Origin of the sequence: Peribacillus sp. NPDC097264 (assembly GCF_050277925.1) — a bacterium.
Classification (GTDB): domain Bacteria; phylum Bacillota; class Bacilli; order Bacillales; family DSM-1321; genus Peribacillus.
Genome location: NZ_JBNNSR010000003.1, coordinates 280,729 through 294,706, shown reverse-complemented (window position 1 = coordinate 294,706; position 13,978 = coordinate 280,729). Strand labels below are relative to the sequence as shown.

17 protein-coding genes and 1 other annotated feature are annotated in these 13,978 nt (G+C 41.9%); of the genes, 16 read left to right on the top strand and 1 reads right to left on the bottom strand.

Features of this window, described 5'->3' with window-relative positions; translation table 11 throughout:
* Nucleotides 1–5 precede the first annotated feature (5 nt).
* From coaE to ACQKL0_RS06670, 14 genes are all read left to right on the top strand, one after another.
* Entirely contained in the window at nt 6–605 is a 600-nt protein-coding gene (gene coaE / locus ACQKL0_RS06735; RefSeq protein WP_402986579.1) for a dephospho-CoA kinase, read from the top strand.
* 157 nt (nt 606–762) lie between these two features.
* Nucleotides 763–1,800, top strand: a complete 1,038-nt coding sequence (locus tag ACQKL0_RS06730) for a glyceraldehyde-3-phosphate dehydrogenase (protein WP_407408206.1) — start codon at nt 763–765, stop codon at nt 1,798–1,800.
* 316 nt (nt 1,801–2,116) lie between these two features.
* Nucleotides 2,117–2,497: an adenosylmethionine decarboxylase gene (gene speD / locus ACQKL0_RS06725; protein ID WP_427686807.1), complete on the top strand. Its 381-nt coding sequence runs from the start codon at nt 2,117–2,119 to the stop codon at nt 2,495–2,497.
* A 239-nt stretch (nt 2,498–2,736) separates the two neighbouring features.
* Complete coding sequence (gene nrdR, locus ACQKL0_RS06720; RefSeq protein ID WP_402874421.1) at nt 2,737–3,198, top strand: transcriptional regulator NrdR; 462 nt, start codon at nt 2,737–2,739, stop codon at nt 3,196–3,198.
* 58 nt (nt 3,199–3,256) lie between these two features.
* Nucleotides 3,257–4,675, top strand: coding sequence for a replication initiation and membrane attachment family protein (locus ACQKL0_RS06715; RefSeq protein WP_402874424.1), 1,419 nt, complete (start codon nt 3,257–3,259; stop codon nt 4,673–4,675).
* Complete coding sequence (gene dnaI, locus ACQKL0_RS06710; protein ID WP_402874427.1) at nt 4,662–5,600, top strand: primosomal protein DnaI; 939 nt, start codon at nt 4,662–4,664, stop codon at nt 5,598–5,600. Before ACQKL0_RS06715 ends, dnaI begins: the two co-directional genes overlap by 14 nt.
* Before the next feature lie 123 nt (nt 5,601–5,723).
* Nucleotides 5,724–6,560 carry a sporulation protein YtxC gene (gene ytxC / locus ACQKL0_RS06705; protein WP_402874430.1) on the top strand — a complete coding sequence of 279 codons (837 nt, stop codon included), beginning with the start codon at nt 5,724–5,726 and terminating at the stop codon, nt 6,558–6,560.
* 438 nt (nt 6,561–6,998) lie between these two features.
* The gene (gene thrS / locus ACQKL0_RS06700) at nt 6,999–8,930 is read left to right on the top strand and encodes a threonine--tRNA ligase (protein ID WP_402874433.1); all 1,932 of its coding nucleotides are present in this window, start codon (nt 6,999–7,001) and stop codon (nt 8,928–8,930) included.
* 81 nt (nt 8,931–9,011) lie between these two features.
* A complete protein-coding gene (locus ACQKL0_RS06695) occupies nt 9,012–9,188 on the top strand; it encodes a hypothetical protein (RefSeq protein WP_402874436.1) in 177 nt (58 codons plus the stop codon).
* Nucleotides 9,189–9,472: 284 nt separating this feature from the next.
* Nucleotides 9,473–9,609 (top strand) — a sequence feature (ribosomal protein L20 leader region).
* A gap of 98 nt (nt 9,610–9,707) precedes the next feature.
* Nucleotides 9,708–10,208: a translation initiation factor IF-3 gene (gene infC, locus ACQKL0_RS06690; RefSeq protein ID WP_402874439.1), complete on the top strand. Its 501-nt coding sequence runs from the start codon at nt 9,708–9,710 to the stop codon at nt 10,206–10,208.
* A 34-nt stretch (nt 10,209–10,242) separates the two neighbouring features.
* Nucleotides 10,243–10,443: a 50S ribosomal protein L35 gene (rpmI, locus tag ACQKL0_RS06685; RefSeq protein WP_034309070.1), complete on the top strand. Its 201-nt coding sequence runs from the start codon at nt 10,243–10,245 to the stop codon at nt 10,441–10,443.
* A 35-nt stretch (nt 10,444–10,478) separates the two neighbouring features.
* Nucleotides 10,479–10,838: a 50S ribosomal protein L20 gene (rplT, locus tag ACQKL0_RS06680; RefSeq protein WP_402874442.1), complete on the top strand. Its 360-nt coding sequence runs from the start codon at nt 10,479–10,481 to the stop codon at nt 10,836–10,838.
* A gap of 67 nt (nt 10,839–10,905) precedes the next feature.
* Nucleotides 10,906–11,178 (top strand): DUF1294 domain-containing protein, encoded by a 273-nt coding sequence (locus ACQKL0_RS06675; RefSeq protein WP_402986577.1) that lies wholly within the window; start codon nt 10,906–10,908, stop codon nt 11,176–11,178.
* A gap of 63 nt (nt 11,179–11,241) precedes the next feature.
* On the top strand, nt 11,242–11,814 hold the full coding sequence (locus tag ACQKL0_RS06670; protein WP_402874448.1) for a TVP38/TMEM64 family protein: 573 nt from the start codon (nt 11,242–11,244) through the stop codon (nt 11,812–11,814).
* 37 nt (nt 11,815–11,851) lie between these two features.
* Here the strand turns inward: ACQKL0_RS06670 and ACQKL0_RS06665 are convergent, their stop codons facing one another.
* On the bottom strand, nt 11,852–12,232 hold the full coding sequence (locus ACQKL0_RS06665) for a sigma-w pathway protein ysdB (protein WP_402874451.1): 381 nt from the start codon (nt 12,230–12,232) through the stop codon (nt 11,852–11,854).
* Nucleotides 12,233–12,338: 106 nt separating this feature from the next.
* Here ACQKL0_RS06665 and ACQKL0_RS06660 point away from each other — a divergent pair, with 106 nt between their 5' ends.
* Nucleotides 12,339–12,827, top strand: coding sequence for a dUTP diphosphatase (locus ACQKL0_RS06660; protein WP_427686745.1), 489 nt, complete (start codon nt 12,339–12,341; stop codon nt 12,825–12,827).
* Between the two features lie 63 nt (nt 12,828–12,890).
* Entirely contained in the window at nt 12,891–13,976 is a 1,086-nt protein-coding gene (locus ACQKL0_RS06655) for a M42 family metallopeptidase (protein ID WP_402874454.1), read from the top strand.
* The last annotated feature ends 2 nt before the right edge of the window (nt 13,977–13,978 follow it).

Here is a 13,978-nt window from a genome sequence, read left to right as displayed (position 1 = left end):
AGCTTATGGGACAAATCATCGGGATCACTGGTGGAATTGCCAGTGGGAAAAGTAGTGTCAGTCAGTATTTAAGAGAATTGGGTTTCGTGATAGTGGATGCGGATGTGGCTTCCCGTGCAGTCGTGGAACCTGGGGAAGAGGCCTACCTACAAGTGGTGAAGGCTTTCGGGGAAGATCTTTTATTGTCTGATGGAAGGATCGACCGGGCAAAGTTAGGCTCGATCATATTTCACGACCAAGAAAAAAGGTTGCTTTTAAATCGTATCGTACATCCTGCCGTGAGAAATTGGATGCGCCAAGAAACGGAAAAGGCCCTTGCTGCTGGAGCGGAAACGGTATTCATGGACATTCCACTCCTGTTCGAAAGCAAGCTGACGTTCATGGTGGAAAGGACACTTTTGGTATACGTGGATGAATCGGTTCAACTAGAGCGATTAATGAACCGGAATGCGTTGACGGAAACCGACGCTTTAGCGAGAATCCATTCGCAAATGCCCTTGAAAGATAAAAAGGAACTAGCGGATGCCATCGTCGATAATAATGGCGATATAGAAGAAACCAAAAAGCAGGTTGTTGAAATACTTAAGAAATGGGAGATCCTATAGAGTGGAAAAGGAAGGGACTTTAACGGTTTCTTCCTTTTTGTTTTGAAAAAGGAAGAAATCCGCTTTTTTATTAACACATTTCAAGAGTAATGTGTTATACTAATTACATATGAAGGGTATTAAGTATAACATTAATATATTCAGGAGGGTCCGATAAATGAATTCAAGAATAGCGATTAACGGATTTGGAAGAATTGGAAGAATGGTTTTCCGTAAGGCAATAGTAGATGAGAGTCTGGACATCGTTGCCATTAATGCAAGCTATCCCGCTGAAACGTTAGCCCATTTATTGAAGTATGATACAATTCATGGGAAGTTTGACGGCATAATCGTTGCCGAAGATGATTCTCTTGTAGTGAATGGACGACGTGTACAACTGATAAATAATCGCGATCCAAAGCTATTGCCTTGGAAAGAGATGGATATAGATATTGTAATCGAAGCTACGGGTAAATTCAATGAGCGTTCTAAAGCCGCCATGCACTTAGAAGCAGGGGCAAAAAGGGTCATCCTTTCCGCGCCGGGTAAAAATGAAGACGTTACCATTGTGATGGGCGTAAATCAGGAAGCGTTAGAAATTGACAAGCATTTCGTCATTTCGAATGCGTCGTGTACGACTAATTGCCTTGGACCGGTTGCCAAAGTACTTGATCAAAAGTTCGGCATAGACAATGGTTTGATGACAACCATCCATTCTTATACGAATGACCAAAATAACATCGATAACCCGCACAAGGATTTAAGGCGTGCCCGTGCGGCTGCAGAAAGCATCATCCCTACGACTACAGGGGCGGCTAAAGCTCTTTCATTGGTGTTGCCTCAATTGAAGGGCAAACTTCATGGTATGGCCATACGTGTACCGACTCCGAACGTCTCTTTAGTCGACCTTGTTGTGGATTTAAACCGTGATGTTACAATCGATGAAGTGAATCAGGCTTTCATAGATGCCTCAGAAAATGAGCTTAAAGGAATTATGGAATATACAACAGAACCGCTTGTTTCAAGTGATTTCAAGACCAATCCGCATTCTGCCATCATCGATGGTCTGTCGACGATGATGATTGGTGATAGAAAAGTGAAAATTCTGGCTTGGTACGATAACGAGTGGGGTTACTCCAATCGAGTAGTCGATCTTGTAAAATTGGTAGCTTCGGAGTTGACAAAGGCTTCTGAAGTTCAAATGTCAGTTAAATAAGAGTAAAGGCCCGTTATATGTTTAACGGGCTATTCTTATGGATACGTTTAGGACAGGTACGGAACCTTGGGTATTAATTCCTTGGTCCTGTCAGATTAACAATTAATGATTAAATTTCCAAAAATGCAAAATGCAGTTGCAAAAGAAATCCATACATTATATACTATGAATCGTGAACTTCCTAAAAAGGGAGTTTGCGTAATGGCTACTTAAAGGGTTAGGACCTCTTTGGACTAACTTTCCCCCGTGGTAGTTATTAAGGATTCAGAATTTTTAATTATGTAAGGGGGAACAGAATATGGAAACAGCTTACACGATGGAAACGATGGGAAGACATGTCATTTCTGAACTTTGGGGTTGTGACTTTGAAAAACTGAACAATATTGATTTAATTGAGAGAATCTTCGTCGATGCTGCACTGAAATCGGGTGCTGAGGTTCGCGAGGTGGCATTCCATAAATTTGCTCCACAAGGGGTGAGCGGGGTCGTCATTATCTCTGAATCACATCTTACCATTCATAGCTTTCCGGAACATGGATATGCCAGCATTGATGTTTATACATGCGGCAACTTAGATCCTAATATTGCAGCCGATTATATCGCGGAGGCTTTGAATGCACAAACGCGCGAGAATATTGAACTTCCACGTGGACTTGGTCCCGTGCAAATGAAAAAAACTAAAATGGGTGTTTTATAATAAACGGGTTAACAAGAGATGCTATATATGCATCTCTTTTTTGATGCCATGAAATGGCCATTCTTCACTCATGGAAAAGCTCCATTAACAGGCATTTACATAGTAAGTACACACATCCTTTACTTGAAGTTTCACTTTTTACTTGTACTGGTTGTCCCTTTTATATAAGATTAAGATAAAATAGTATTCCTTAGGGAAGTTTGATTAGGAGTATCACTTAAAATACGGAGCTGGTAATGATGAAATGTCCATCATGTCAATATAACGGAACGAGAGTGCTCGATTCCAGGCCTGTCGATGAAAGTAAATCGATTCGACGACGCCGGGAATGCGAGGCATGCGGGTTTCGATTCACTACTTTTGAAAAGGTCGAGGAGACGCCGTTGATCGTCGTGAAAAAGGGCGGGACTCGGGAAGAGTTTAGCCGTGATAAAATCCTGCGTGGACTAATCAGGGCTTGTGAAAAGCGTCCGGTTCCATTGAAGGAACTAGAACAAATCACGAGTTATGTAGAAAAGGAATTGCGCAATCAGGGTATTTCGGAAGTGAAAAGTGACAGTGTCGGTGAAATGGTGATGGACCAACTGGCTGAAGTTGATGAAGTGGCTTATGTGAGATTTGCCTCCGTATACCGACAATTTAAAGATATTAATGTATTTATCGATGAACTGAAAGATTTAATAAATAAAGAAAGAAAGTAGAGCTGAAGATTTACTTTGGCTCTTTTTTCACTATATCTTTTGAAAGGTTTGAATGAAGATGTCAATGCATTGGCAGGAACTGCTCCCCGCGGATTCGTACATGGTGTCCTCTGCGGGGCTGCTTCATGATTATGATCGGAAAATACTGACACGGCTGTACCAACCTCTTATTGGACCGATCTGTATTAGCCTATACATGACGTTATGGAGCGAATTGGAGGAGAACCGGCTTTGGTCGGAGGCTTCCTCCCATTATCAATTGATGAATACCATGGGCCTGAAATTAGGCGATATATATGAAGCACGTCTTTTACTTGAAGGAATCGGATTGCTGAATGTGTACAAGAAATCGAAAGGGGATACGAAGGAATTCATCTATGAATTGAATCCGCCCCTATCCCCGCAGCAGTTTTTCACGGATGGCATGCTGAATATCTATTTATATAAAAAAATAGGAAAAGTCCAATTCAACCGGCTGAAGAGATTCTTTTGTGTGGACACGATTGCAACGGACCAGTTTGAATATGTGACGAAATCCTTTGCAGAGGTTTTTTCATCAGATCATCTAGATTCCCTCTATGTTACGGATGAAGCCAAAAACGAATGGAACCCATTGCCTAAACAGCAATTTATCGATCAATCTGACGGTGTCGAGCCTTCGGGGTTCGATGGCTTGTTTGATTTTGATCTTTTGTTCGCTGGGATGAAGAGCTCGATTGTACCCAAGAAGGCCTTTACGCCTAAAATTAGAAATACCATCGCCAAACTAGCTTTTTTATATGGCATCAATCCGCTTGAAATGCAAAAACTAGTAATGGATGCCGTAACGCTGGACGATGAAATCGATGAAGAGCTGCTTCGGAAAGCGGCAAGGGACTGGTACCAAATTGAACGCCAGGCCGACATGCCTTCCTTGATCAATCGTGTACAGCCTATACGGGAACGGACGCAAAAGGATGAACCGAAAACACAGGAGCAAGAGCTTATTCGCCATTTGGAGACTACTTCCCCGCGTGATCGGCTCATGCAATTATCCGGAGGAGCGGAACCGACCAGTGGTGATTTAAAAGTGGTGGAAGGTGTAATGATCAATCAGAAGCTGAATCCTGGAGTCGTGAATGTTTTAATCGAATACGTTATGCTTAAGACAGACATGAAATTCACAAAGGGATATGTGGAAAAACTGGCAGGTCATTGGGCACGATTGAAGGTTTCCACAGTCATAGAAGCGATGGAACTGGCTAAAAATGAACACCGGAAATACCAAGAGTGGGCACAAGGAAGCAAGAACGTTGCCAAAGGCGGCCGGAAAAAATCGATCAGAGAAGAAGTGGTTCCGGACTGGCTTGAACAGGACGAGGAGAAACAGCCTGAACAGAAAGCGGAACAGCCTGAACTGAGTGAACAAAAACGTGAGCTTCAAGAGAAGTGGAAGCAGTGGAAAGCTGGAGGTGAAATAAACGATGGAAAAGATTAATAGATCGCTTAATAAACTGGCCAATACGGGTGATTTCCAGAAACGGTATGAACAGTTGAAGCAGGAAATCTTTGAAAATGAACAGGTGCGTCTTTTTCTGAATGCCAATAGCTCAACGGTCACAGAGGAAATGATCGATAAGAATTTAGGTAAGCTTTACGAATTCATTTCTCAGAGCAACAAGTGTGATAGATGTCCAAGCCTGGATGGGTGCATCAATATGATGCATGGGTATTATCCAAAGCTCGTTGTTCAAGGGAAGGCCCTTAATTTGAATTATGAAATCTGTCCGAGGAAATTGGCAGAGGATGAGAAGCGGAAACGGGAGAGGCTCATTCGCAGTCTATACGTTCCCAAGGATATATTGAAGGCAACGATTGAAGACTTTTCACAAACGGACGATGAAAATAAACGGTTAGGCGTCCTAGGAAAAGCGATATCGTTCATCATGGAATATGAGCCTGGCAAACGTCAAAAGGGATTGTATATATACGGAAAGTTTGGCGTTGGTAAGACGTATTTATTGGGTGCGATCGCCAATGAACTTGCGCAAAGGCAAATCTCTTCGATGATCGTCTATGTTCCTGATTATTTACGGGAACTGAAAGGTTCAATCGGTGATAATACCGTCAACGAGAAAATAGAGATGGTCAAAACGGCGCCTGTCCTGATGCTTGATGATATTGGGGCAGAATCGATGACAAGCTGGGGACGGGATGAAGTCATAGGGCCCATCCTACAATTTAGAATGCTTGAAAATTTACCGACGTTTTTCACTTCCAATTTTGATATGAAGGGTCTGGAGAATCACTTGACTTATTCCCAACGTGGTGAGAAAGAAGAAGTGAAAGCGGCAAGGGTATTGGAGAGGATTCAATATTTAGCGGAACCTGTAAAGCTTGATGGTATCAATCGCAGAAGGTAAAGGAAGGTGGTCTCTACAAAGAGGCTGCTTTTTTTTGCCCTTTCACACCATCTTACTTCTAAATAAGCCCCTATTCCCATATACATGAAAAAAGTAAAGCAAGGGGGAAGGGGGGATGTCGTAGTGCAAATTACGTTCCAAAATGATTCGGAAGCTTTAAAACTGCTGAATTTCGTTTCTGTCCATCCTTTGGGGACAGAAGTTCAACCATATATTGAATTTTCCCCACAACAAGGTCTCGTTATCGATATGTCCAAACTAAAAACCGATAAATGGCTGACACTGCTCAGTGAAACATTTCATTCCTTTTTACTTGAAGAAAAAACGCTTCCTGTTCTTAAACAAATCATCATCGGAAAATTTTTCTATCGAGAACAAGAAGAAATTGATGCCATCATCGAGATAGCTTCTTCCATCATTGAAGCGGAAAACACCGAATGTGGAGGCAGTTTATTCAGTAGGGAAAAGCAATTGATCGAAGAAGGCCTTCAGAGTATATTGGCGGGAAAGGTGTCTTTTTCATTCGATTCGTTCACTACCTTTCGGTTAAGGTCTTTTCAGCATGCGTTGGAAAAGTATGCAGTTCGGGCCATCGATGAATATAAGCTCGAGCAGGATTACCAAAATTTCATTGCGATGCTCAGGGATTGCCTGCATGAACAGGAATCGAAGGTACCAAGGCTTCACCTTGTCAATCATGACGGGTTTCAATTCTATGATCATGAGCTCGGCAGGATGGATCGCCGAAAACTGACAAGCATGATTGACAGGAAGTTGCTGGCCGATATTTCATTCTTTCTTGATACGGTCCTTTGGGCACCACTCTTATCCATCGCACCGGCTAGCTTATATATTTATACGGATAATAAGGAGGAAGGCCTGATTCAAACGATGACACGAATCTTCGAGGAAAGGGCGACCGTCCTGCCGCTTTCAGCCTTTAAGCAGGCCACTGAATGATTATCTTGGGGATTTTGGGTAAAACCTAATTTTAACCTTGATTTTCAATGCATAACGAATTATAATTTCCTACATACTATTAAAAACAAAAAGTTATGATGAGGACACGGGTATTCTAGTCGCCAATTTACAGAGAGGGAAGCCAGCAGGCTGTAAGCTTCCTATTAGCATAGAACACTTACCACCTTTAAACTTCGGTTCGGAAAGCAATTTTTTTGCGACTATGAGCTGACGGGAAGCTGCCGTTATCTAGTTACAAGTGTCACTTTGCCGTGAAAAGCAGAGTGGAACGAGGGTGGAACCGCGGGTTAATTTAATTACTAAGCTCGTCCCTGTTTTATACAGGGGCGGGCTTTTTTGTGTTTTAATCCGCGCAATTGCTTGGTATCCCCCTGAAACTTGAAACGGATGGTAACTAAAAGAAGGAGTGAAGCTACAATGTCAGAACAACTGAAAATATCTTTTCCTGATGGAGCGGTGAAGGAGTTTGCTAAAGGCACAACAACTGAAGACATCGCAGCATCCATCAGCCCAGGACTAAGAAAAAAATCCATTGCAGGTAAATTCAATGGTGAACTATATGATTTGAAACGTCCAATCGAAGAAGACGGTACCATTGAAATCGTTACACAAGATGCTGCGGAAGCACTTGAAGTTCTTCGCCACAGTACCGCCCATTTAATGGCACAAGCCATCAAACGTCTTTATAAAAACGCTAAATTCGGTGTCGGTCCAGTCATCGAAGGCGGTTTTTATTACGATATCGATCTTGAGGAATCATTGACTCCTGATGACCTTTCAGCGATTGAAAAAGAAATGAAGAAAATCGTCAATGAAAACCTGGAAATCTCACGTATTGAAGTAACCCGTGATGAAGCCATTTCCCGTTTTAAAGAGATTGGCGACGAATATAAATTGGAATTGATCGATGCGATTCCAGCTGAACAGCAAGTAACGATTTATGAACAAGGTGAGTTTTTTGACCTTTGCCGGGGAATTCATGTACCTTCCACTGGAAAGATCAAAGAATTCAAGCTGTTAAGCATTGCAGGGGCCTATTGGAGAGGCGACAGCAAGAACAAAATGTTGCAACGTATTTATGGTACGGCTTTCTTCAAAAAAGAAGACTTGGCTGACCACCTACGTTTCTTAGAGGAAGCAAAAGAGCGTGATCACCGTAAAATCGGTAAAGAATTGGATCTGTTCATGACTTCACAAAAAGTCGGCCAAGGGCTGCCTATGTGGCTGCCAAAAGGTGCAACAATCCGCCGTACGATTGAGCGTTATATTGTGGACAAGGAAGAACGCCTGGGATATGACCACGTATACACACCTGTCATGGGTAGTGTCGACCTTTACAAAACATCTGGACACTGGGACCACTATCAAGACGGAATGTTCCCAGCGATGGACATGGATAATGAACAGCTTGTTCTTCGTCCGATGAACTGCCCACATCATATGATGGTGTATAAAAACAGCATCCATAGCTACCGGGAACTTCCGATCAGGATTGCTGAACTTGGCATGATGCACCGCTATGAAATGTCAGGCGCATTGTCAGGATTGCAGCGCGTACGTGGAATGACATTGAATGATGCTCATATTTTCGTCCGTCCGGATCAAATCAAAGACGAATTAAAACGTGTCGTGAACCTGATTTTAGAAGTCTATAAGGATTTCGATATCAAGGATTATTCATTCCGTTTATCTTACCGCGATCCAAACAATACTGAGAAATACTTCGACGATGATGCAATGTGGGAAAAAGCGCAAAGCATGTTAAAAGGCGCGATGGACGAGCTTGGCCTTGATTACTTCGAAGCGGAAGACGAAGCGGCATTTTACGGTCCGAAACTGGACGTCCAAGTGCGGACGGCTTTAGGAAAAGACGAAACATTATCGACTGTTCAGCTTGATTTCTTGCTTCCTGAACGTTTTGACTTAAACTATGTCGGTGAAGATGGTAAACATCACCGTCCGGTCGTTATCCACCGTGGCGTAGTTTCTACCATGGAACGCTTTGTCGCTTACTTGATCGAAGAATACAAAGGGGCTTTCCCAACTTGGTTATCCCCAATCCAAGCACAAGTGATTCCAGTCTCACCTGAAGTGCATCTTGAATATGCAAAAGAAATCCAAGATAAACTGAAGGCAGCAGGCATCCGTGTTAATTTGGACACTCGTGATGAGAAAATCGGGTACAAAATCCGTGAAGCACAAATGCAAAAAATCCCTTACATGCTTGTCGTTGGTGATAATGAAGTAAACGAAGGCAGTGTGAACGTCCGTAAATACGGCGAACAAAAATCCGAAACGGTATCTTTCGAAGACTTCGTTTCAGCCATTAAAGCAGAAGTGAGTCGTTAACAAAAAAAGGGAGGCACATATTGTTGTGTCTCCCTTTTAATTAAGGCATGATAAAGACAACGAAGAATAAGGAGTGACATCATGAAAAAGAAATTTTCCTATTTATTTGCACCGGCTTTTTTGTTAGTCATCGTTTTATTGATGTTGGATGATTACCGACAATATGCCATTTTCCCAGTCCTGCTGTTTTGGATCGCTCTATTTTCGTGGGATTCGATTGAGAAAAAGAAAAAGGCAAAAGAAAATCCTAACAGGTGATGATCATGCAGGAAATGGAGTGACAGGCTATGGTAGGCCTGAACATCGGTGAATCAAAAGATGGGTTTATGAATTCGAGAATGTAGTGAAGCACTCCCATTTCGACGTGGTCGTATGATGGTGAATGTTATTTATTCAAAATACTTTAGGAAAATGTATTGTCAAATCTCCTAATGTTTGATAAGATTAATTCTGTTGTGAAAAACGAACGAATTAAAACGAATTAAGTATTTGACAAGTCATCAGTGTTTATGATATATTTCTAAAGTGAATTGAATACGGTTTGAGGAAAGAAGAGGCACCCGCTTCTCACCTGGTTGACGCAAGCAATGCAGTTAACAGGTCATGATTTGATTATTTGGATCTTTCTAAATTAGTCTATCAGTGTGGGTGCTGCATGCATCCACACTTTTTTTATTTTATTATATCCTGTAAGCGAGTTGTGAGCGTGACCTAATTGATTCAAACGTTCGTATTCGCCAATATCTTTGGAGGTGGCTAACTATTAGTAAAGACGCGATGGTAAACGAGGGCATCCGAGCCCGTGAAGTTCGTCTTATTGACCAAAACGGAGAACAACTTGGAATTAAAACGAAATTCGAGGCAATGGAAATAGCCGCTCGTGTAAATCTTGATCTAGTTTTAGTTGCTGCAAATGCAAAGCCTCCGGTAGCCCGGATTATGGACTACGGAAAACACCGCTTCGAGCAGCAAAAGAAAGACAAGGAAGCTCGTAAGAATCAAAAGGTCATCAGTCTGAAAGAGGTTCGCTTGAGCCCGACGATTGAAGAACATGATTTCAATACGAAACTTCGCAACGGAATCAAATTCCTTGAAAAAGGCGATAAAGTAAAAGCTTCTATCCGATTCAAAGGTCGTGCTATCACGCATAAGGAAATCGGTCAACGCGTATTGGTTCGTTTTGCAGATGCATGTAAAGAAGTGGCTACAATCGAGCAACATCCAAAAATGGATGGACGCAGCATGTTCATTATTTTAGCACCAAAAGCCGAAAAGTAATTATTAAGTATTTTGTAATGAGGAGGAATACCTTATGCCTAAAATGAAAACTCACCGCGGTTCAGCTAAACGTTTCAAAAAAACTGGATCCGGTAAACTTAAGCGTTCTAACGCTTACACAAGCCATTTATTTGCTAACAAATCTACTAAGCAAAAGCGTAAGCTTCGCAAAGCTAGCCTTGTAAGCAAAGGTGACTTCAAACGTATTCGTCATATGTTAGATAACATTAAATAAGTTCGATTTATCGAGTTAAATAGGAGGGAAATAACATGCCACGTGTAAAAGGCGGTACTGTTACTCGCAAACGTCGTAAAAAGGTTATAAAATTAGCTAAAGGTTACTATGGCTCGAAACATATTCTTTTCAAAGTAGCTAACCAACAAGTAATGAAGTCAGGAAACTATGCTTTCCGTGACCGTCGTCAGAAAAAACGTGATTTCCGCAAACTTTGGATCACTCGTATCAACGCAGCTGCTCGCATCAACGGACTATCTTATAGCCGTTTAATGCATGGCTTAAAGCTTGCTGGTATCGAAGTGAACCGTAAGATGCTTGCTGATCTTGCTGTAGCTGACGAACAAGCTTTTGCTCAATTAGCAACTGCTGCTAAACAACAATTAGACAAATAAGTCTGACTGATATAAGCCGCTCTCTTTTTTAAGAGGGCGGCTTTTTATATGCAAGGAGGGAAAGAAGATGGAAGCGATATGGTTCGTTCTTGCCTATTTCATCATGGTCAACATCATCGGGTTTGTGCTGATGGGCATCGATAAAAAGAAGGCATGGAAGAGGGAATACCGGATCAGTGAAAAGACACTCTGGACCTGGGCCATCATTGGCGGGGGAACGGGAGCATTCATGGGGATGCGTCATTTCCGCCATAAAACGAAGCACTTCACTTTTAAATGGGGGCTACCTGCTTTAATGGTTATCCAGATTGTGCTATTACTCACCAACATCATTCGTTAGTCATATGTTACTGAAATTGCGTATATGCTTGTAGAAGCAGCAAGAATTAGCTGGAGGGAGAACATGGATGAAAAACTGACACTTTTAATGGGTTACGTTCAATCCGGCAGTGTGTTTGCACCATTAATTTTCATCACTTTCCATTTGTTACGACAGTTTTTATTCATACCTGTGATAGTCGTTTGCATTTCAGGGGGCATTTTATTCGGGGCAGCTTTTGGAACCATCTACTCCATCATCGGTCTGACCCTTGCTAATATGATTTTTTATTTCGTCATTGAAAAGTTTCCTAAAATGCAGGAAAAACTGTTTCGTCTTAAAAATAAGCTATTCGGAAATCGGAAACTTAACAGCCGTCAAATTGCGGTATTGCGGCTCATTCCGTTCATCCATTACTATTTATTATCCCTCTGTCTTTTGGAATCCAATAAAGGATTAAAGAACTACTTTTATTTATCCTTCATGACAAATATCCCCGTTGCCTTCGTCTATACGGTTTTCGGTCATTATATTGCGGATTTCAGCCCGACACTCATCATCATCATTTTATTATCGCTTACCTTATTGCTGTACTTATTGAGGGAAAAGCAGACGGTCGTGCCATGGAAAGAATTTTTTCAATCGCATGAAAAATAAAAGCCTTGAGTGGAAGTCACTCAAGGCCATTGCCATTTTAGTCGGTCAAAAACTCCTTAACCGGACTTTTCCAGTCAATCATGGCATCTGGATATTGTTTTTTTATGGCTCTTTCAATCTTTAAGAAATCATCACGCTTTAAGCCTTTCAAAGCGGAAGTTTTCTTCGGCCAGATGAAAATGGAGATCACCTCAAAGGAACGTTCGGTCGTACCTAAATATTTTTCCCCTTCAAACATCACCCCGTTGTAGGTCAATAAAAAATTCTTGCGGATATTCGATGTATCATCGAGCAAAAAGAACTTTTTCTGTTCGTGTGCAAGTTCCAATTTTCGTTTCGGATTAAATAAATATTTGATTGTCGTGTATATGAAAAAGATGATAAGAGCCAAAAGCAAGATCCGTAGTATTAATACCATCATGTTTCCTCCTAAACAGAGTGATTCCTTTCTTTTACGTATAGGTTTTTAATAAGTTTCATTTATTTGATATAATTTAAGCATGACTGATGAAAGTAGTGATGAAATGAATATCGAAAAATTGATGGACATGCAGGCTGCCTTGGATAAACATATTGAGAAGAAACATGCATTACATAATGAGGATCTTGTTGAGAGAAAGATTCTGGCTCTATTAGTAGAGCTTGGCGAGCTGGCGAACGAAACAAGATGTTTTAAGTTTTGGAGTCTTAAAGGCGCTTCGGATAAGGAGACGGTTTTAGCTGAATATGTGGATGGCATACATTTTATTCTGTCACTTGGCATTGAAAAAGGGTTTATGCCCAAAGTGGAATCAGCTTCCCATCTGAAAGGGGAGGATGTAACTGCGCAATTTATAAAGATTTATGGATCCATCAATGAGTTTCGTATACAGCAGGAGGAGCCTGCCTTTCAAGCGGTATTTACCGAGTACTTACGCTTAGGGGAGATGCTTGGCTTTTCTGCGGTGGATGTAGAGGCCGCGTATGTCAGTAAGAATGAAGTGAATTATGAACGGCAGAAGAATGGCTATTAATTGTGGGTTATACCCATATTTTGTATAATGAAAGTTGAAGTGTATGAATGAGGAGGAACGGGAATGGTTCAATTAGATGGAACGCTTAAGATGTTGAAAGACTTAACGGATGCAAAAGGGATTGCCGGGAATGAAAGTGAAGTAAGAAAGGTCATGACTGAATACATAACTCCATATGCGGATGAAATTTCCACGGATGGATTGGGTAGTTTGATTGCTAAGAAAACAGGTGAGGAAAATGGGCCGAAGATTGTCGTGACGGGTCATTTGGATGAGGTCGGTTTCATGATTACACGAATCGACGATAAAGGATTTTTACGTTTCCAGCCGGTAGGGGGATGGTGGTCACAGGTCATGCTTGCACAGCGTGTGACGATCGTGACGAGCAAAGGCGATGTGACAGGCATCATCGGGTCAAAACCGCCGCATATCTTAACGGCAGAAGCGAGGAAGAAGCCGGTTGAGATAAAGGATATGTTCATTGATATCGGAGCGACCAGTAAGGAAGAAGCACAGGGGTGGGGAATCAAGCCAGGAGACATGGTGGTGCCTTATTTCGAATTCACGGTCATGAATAATGATAAGATGCTTCTTGCCAAAGCTTGGGACAACCGAATTGGTTGCGCCATCGCGATCGATGTTCTGAAACAATTGAAAGATAGTGAACATCCGAATGTAGTGTATGGAATTGGAGCAGTCCAAGAAGAAGTGGGTCTGCGTGGATCTAAAACATCGACATTCAAGATCCAGCCGGATATCGGTTTTGCCGTTGATGTAGGGATTGCAGGGGATACACCTGGTGTAAGTGATAAAGAAGCGATGAGTAAAATGGGGAATGGCCCGCAAATCGTCATTTATGATGCATCGATGGTGGCCCATAAAGGATTACGGGATTTCGTTACGAATACGGCTGATGAAATGAACATTCCTTATCAATATGAATCGATTCCAGGCGGTGGAACGGATGCCGGTTCCATTCACCTAACCGCAAATGGTGTACCCGCATTAGCCATTACGATTGCGACGCGCTATATTCATTCCCATGCTGCGATGTTACACCGTGACGATTATGAGAATGCCGTCAAACTCATAGTTGAAGTGATCAAACGCCTCGACCGGGAAACGGTGGACCGGATTATCTATGAATAATC

Bases quoted from the DNA above. Each gene is read 5' to 3' on its own strand.
- coaE (WP_402986579.1), top strand. From the start codon at position 6: ATGGGACAAATCATCGGGATCACTGGTGGAATTGCCAGTGGGAAAAGT.
- ACQKL0_RS06730 (WP_407408206.1), top strand. From the start codon at position 763: ATGAATTCAAGAATAGCGATTAACGGATTTGGAAGAATTGGAAGAATG.
- speD (WP_427686807.1), top strand. From the start codon at position 2,117: ATGGAAACGATGGGAAGACATGTCATTTCTGAACTTTGGGGTTGTGAC.
- nrdR (WP_402874421.1), top strand. From the start codon at position 2,737: ATGAAATGTCCATCATGTCAATATAACGGAACGAGAGTGCTCGATTCC.
- ACQKL0_RS06715 (WP_402874424.1), top strand. From the start codon at position 3,257: ATGTCAATGCATTGGCAGGAACTGCTCCCCGCGGATTCGTACATGGTG.
- dnaI (WP_402874427.1), top strand. From the start codon at position 4,662: ATGGAAAAGATTAATAGATCGCTTAATAAACTGGCCAATACGGGTGAT.
- thrS (WP_402874433.1), top strand. From the start codon at position 6,999: ATGTCAGAACAACTGAAAATATCTTTTCCTGATGGAGCGGTGAAGGAG.
- ACQKL0_RS06695 (WP_402874436.1), top strand. From the start codon at position 9,012: ATGAAAAAGAAATTTTCCTATTTATTTGCACCGGCTTTTTTGTTAGTC.
- infC (WP_402874439.1), top strand. From the start codon at position 9,708: ATGGTAAACGAGGGCATCCGAGCCCGTGAAGTTCGTCTTATTGACCAA.
- rpmI (WP_034309070.1), top strand. From the start codon at position 10,243: ATGCCTAAAATGAAAACTCACCGCGGTTCAGCTAAACGTTTCAAAAAA.
- rplT (WP_402874442.1), top strand. From the start codon at position 10,479: ATGCCACGTGTAAAAGGCGGTACTGTTACTCGCAAACGTCGTAAAAAG.
- ACQKL0_RS06675 (WP_402986577.1), top strand. From the start codon at position 10,906: ATGGAAGCGATATGGTTCGTTCTTGCCTATTTCATCATGGTCAACATC.
- ACQKL0_RS06670 (WP_402874448.1), top strand. From the start codon at position 11,242: ATGGATGAAAAACTGACACTTTTAATGGGTTACGTTCAATCCGGCAGT.
- ACQKL0_RS06665 (WP_402874451.1), bottom strand. From the start codon at position 12,232: ATGGTATTAATACTACGGATCTTGCTTTTGGCTCTTATCATCTTTTTC.
- ACQKL0_RS06660 (WP_427686745.1), top strand. From the start codon at position 12,339: ATGAATATCGAAAAATTGATGGACATGCAGGCTGCCTTGGATAAACAT.
- ACQKL0_RS06655 (WP_402874454.1), top strand. From the start codon at position 12,891: ATGGTTCAATTAGATGGAACGCTTAAGATGTTGAAAGACTTAACGGAT.